This is a genomic window from Thomasclavelia sp. (assembly GCF_017889095.1).
Lineage (GTDB): Bacteria > Bacillota_I > Bacilli_A > Erysipelotrichales > Coprobacillaceae > Thomasclavelia.
In genome coordinates this window covers 1-3,915 of record NZ_JAGHEW010000307.1, presented here as the reverse complement: position 1 = coordinate 3,915, position 3,915 = coordinate 1, and the positions used below count along the sequence as shown (strand labels likewise).

General features: G+C 32.5%; 4 protein-coding genes. 2 read left to right on the top strand and 2 right to left on the bottom strand.

What is annotated here, in order from left to right; genetic code table 11:
• The coding region (locus tag J7M77_RS13570; RefSeq protein ID WP_296879489.1) for an MATE family efflux transporter at window positions 1–471 on the top strand (471 nt) is incomplete at its 5' end.
• Between the two features lie 82 nt (window positions 472–553).
• Window positions 554–958 carry a PTS sugar transporter subunit IIB gene (locus J7M77_RS13565; protein ID WP_296879487.1) on the top strand — a complete coding sequence of 135 codons (405 nt, stop codon included), beginning with the start codon at window positions 554–556 and terminating at the stop codon, window positions 956–958.
• Between the two features lie 29 nt (window positions 959–987).
• Here J7M77_RS13565 and J7M77_RS13560 read toward each other — a convergent pair whose 3' ends face one another.
• Both J7M77_RS13560 and J7M77_RS13555 read right to left on the bottom strand, forming a co-directional pair.
• Window positions 988–2,919 carry an FAD-dependent oxidoreductase gene (locus J7M77_RS13560; protein WP_296879485.1) on the bottom strand — a complete coding sequence of 644 codons (1,932 nt, stop codon included), beginning with the start codon at window positions 2,917–2,919 and terminating at the stop codon, window positions 988–990.
• A 136-nt stretch (window positions 2,920–3,055) separates the two neighbouring features.
• Window positions 3,056–3,862 carry a MerR family transcriptional regulator gene (locus J7M77_RS13555; protein WP_296879483.1) on the bottom strand — a complete coding sequence of 269 codons (807 nt, stop codon included), beginning with the start codon at window positions 3,860–3,862 and terminating at the stop codon, window positions 3,056–3,058.
• Window positions 3,863–3,915: the final 53 nt, after the last annotated feature.

The window sequence follows — 3,915 nt, the reverse complement described above, 5'->3', positions numbered from 1 at the left end:
TTTAATATGGCTGTAACAACCTTTGTTGGTCAAAACATTGGCGCTAAGAAATATGATCGGGTAAAAAAGGGTGCTTATTTGACAACTTTTTTAGCGATGGTTACGATTGGAATCTTTGTTATCTTGATGTATTTCTTTGGTAGAAACTTTATTGCTTTATTCAACCAGGAAAAAGCAGTTATTGAAGCGGGAAGATTAATGCAACTAGTCTTTTTACCATTCTATCTATTCTTGCCAATCAATCAAGTTATTAATGGCGTTTTAAGAGGAGCTGGGCGTTCATCAGTACCAATGTATGTTATGGTCTTTTCATTTGTCGTATTAAGACAGCTTTATTTATTTGTCGTTACAAAATTAACAAGTGATATTACTTTTATCTTTTTTGGCTGGCCAGTAACTTGGATAGTTTGCAGTGTGATCTTTGTCATTTATTTCTTTAAAGTTGACTGGCTACCACAATATAATGATTAACCATTCTTTGATAATAAAGATATTAGCTAAAGAGCTTTAATGTTTATTTCTTTTTAAAAATAATATAAAAAGGGTGAGAAAAATGATTAAAATTTTATTATGCTGTGGTGGCGGTTTTTCTTCTAGCGCCATTGCCGTAAGAATGCAAAAAGAAATTATTGAAAAACATTATGAAGATAAGTATAGTATTGAATTTTTACCATTTAGTTTAGGTTTACAAAGATTAGATGATTTTGATGTTATTATTTTATGTCCCCATTTAAAAATGGAATTAAATAAAGCAATCAAAACAATGACAATTAATAAACCGATGTATCTATTACCGCCAAAAATGTATGGATTAATGAAAATGGAAGAAATTATTACTGATGTTGAAGATGTTATCAAAATGTATCAAGAACATCCAACGGTTCCGGTAAAATTTCCGGGAGAAGATAATTTGCTTAGAATTACTAGAGGCGTAGCTTATCGTCATTATAAAAAGTAAAATGACCTGTTTTCAGGCCATTTTATTTTTTAGATTTTTAATCCGGCTTCAAATCCTTCTTTTGTTGCTGCCACAGCATCGCCAGCAACCTTAGCACCACCAATAACATAAACTTCCTGACAGTTATTTTTAGCGATTTCTTCTAATGGATTATAAGCTTTATATCCAAAAGCTAAAACTACCTGACTAGCTGGTATTGATATTTCATTTCCATTTCCGGTTTTACCAATTACAGCATCTTTGCTTATTTCTTTAACAGTAAAATTCGTTTTTACTTTAATGCCTGCCTGCTGGATCATTTCCAATAGACAAATCTTGGTCATGATCATCATATCATTTAAGATTGCTGGCTGCATTTCTAGTAATGTTACATCGCTATTTTTTTCCGCTAAATAGTGAGCTGTTTCACCACCGACTTCACCACCGCCACAAACTACGATAGGACCATTAGAAATGTCATATTTTCCAAGGAGCATATCTTCGGCTGTATAGACATTTTCATTGTCAATGCCTTTAATTGGAGGGATAGCTGGTTTAGCTCCAGTTGCAATGATAATAGCATCCGGTTTTTCTTGTTTGATTAAATCTTCATCAACTTCATTGTTTAAATGAATTGAAACATTTAAAGCCTCTAGATTAGCTCGATATGATGAAATAGTTGTCGTTAATTCACCTTTACCATTTGGATAAGCTGCTGATCTAAATTGACCACCTAAATGATCACTTGCTTCATATAAAGAAACATGATGCCCTTTTGAGGCTGCTGTTCTAGCTGCAACTAAACCACCAGGACCACCACCAATGACCATGACTTTTTTAGCTTTAGTAACTGTTTCTATTGGTGTATCAATTTCTTTACCAACTCGAGGATTAACTAGACAAGTTACACAGCCACCAGATAAAAGGGGACCTTCACAGCCTTGTAGACAGCCAATACAGTAATTGATTTGGTCATTTTTTCCTTCTTTGGCTTTCTTTGGTAAGTATGGATCAGCTAAAGAACCACGGGCCATACCAATAAAATCAGCTTTGTTCATTTCAAGTAAAGTATCCGCCATCATTGGTTCATTAATTCGGTTAGTTAAAATAACTGGAATATTTACTAATTGTTTGACATTTTTGGCTGCCTCCATATTAAGTGCGTGATCACTAAACATCGGTGCGATAATTTGATTTCTTGGATGGGCAGCATAGACACCGTTAGATACATGAATAGCATCAAAACCAACTGCCTCTAAATGTCTGGCTAATTGATAAGTTTCCGCTTCAGTTCTACCACCTTGAACATATTCATTGGCAGAAATACGAACAATGATAGGAAAATCACCGACCCGTTTTCTCATTGCGACTAAGATTTCATCAACGATTCTTACACGATTATCAAAGCAGCCACCATATTGATCAACTCGTTTATTAACATAAGGTGATAAAAATTCAGCTAATAAATAACCATGAGCGCAATGCAATTCAATTCCATCAAATCCAGCTTCTTTGCATCTTCTTGCCGCTTCCCCAAATTCTTCTACTAATACATGAATTTCTTCAACTGACATTTCTCTGGCAAGATCCATACAAATGGGATCTTTAGTATTCGATGGCGCAATTGGTTGTACGCCACCATTAACAGCATGAGAACTTTGTCTTCCTGCATGATACATTTGACAAAAGATCTTAGAACCATATTGATGAATTGTGGCTGTTAGTTTTTTATTTAATTCAATGTGTTCATCTAGGTAGAAACCAGGAATAAATTGATACCCTTTACCATGGGGGGTAACATTATAATCTTCAGTAATGATCAATCCCCAGCCACCTTTAGCTTTTTCTTCCATATATTTAATATAGCGATCGGTTAAAAAACCATCTTCTCTACAATAATTAGTTACCATTGCCGGTACTACTAAACGATTTTGAATCTCACAATTTCCAATTTTCTTTGATGTAAATAATTTTGTATACATACCTTTTCCTCCCTTTGTTTAAATGATAACCCTTACAATAATAATAAAGTCAAGTTAGAAAAATTATCGTTAAAAAGTATGAAATAACATGTAAACTATAAATATTAAGTACAAAAACAATAAAAAAACCTTAAAATTATTTCAAGGTTTCAATTTCAATCGGTATTTGAATTTCCATGATTCGTTGAAAACGCTCATGGTTATAACCGCGACCAATAATTATTCCTCTAGCTTTTCCACTAACAGTATAACCGTTTTTTTCGATGTGCTGGTAAATTGGAATTAAGCAGCTTCGATCAAAATCACCAATTTCGCCCATATCAATATGTGTACATAAACAAACTTGACTAGGCAAAACTTGATAATTTTCATATTTTAATTCAAGAGCTTTACCATATTCGCTTTGAATCCCATACCACCAAGTTTCATATTTTTCTTCAAAGATAACAAGTGATTCAAAAAAAGCCATATTATTGTCATTGAAGATAATTTGGCGATTCTTTTTAGTTAGTTCAAAATCATCATAATGATCATTATTAGCCTTTAACATATATAATAAATCATGTTCAGGAATCTTTTTGAACCAAAAATTACCAATGTTTAATTGAGAATATGTTGCTCGGTCAGCTAATTCTTTGACGCGTTGTTTTAATAATTGTTTAAAGCTTACTTCTTTTTCGATTTCTTTTGTATATTTATGTAGATGTCTTACGTAATGTTCGATGTAATTATCTTGTAATAGCTTGGAAATTTCTTTAACACTAAAGTTTAAAGCTTGATAGCGATTGATTTCCATTAATAAAAATACATCCATAGTAGAATAAGTACGATAATTGTTGTCGCTTTTACGATTAGGGTGAATAGCACCCTTTTTTTCATAGTAGCGAATCATTTCTTTAGAGATATTTAATATTTTAGAAACTTCACCAATTTTATAATCCATTTATTTCACCTGCTTTAAATCTAATTATCTAGATTATACCATGAATATTTGTT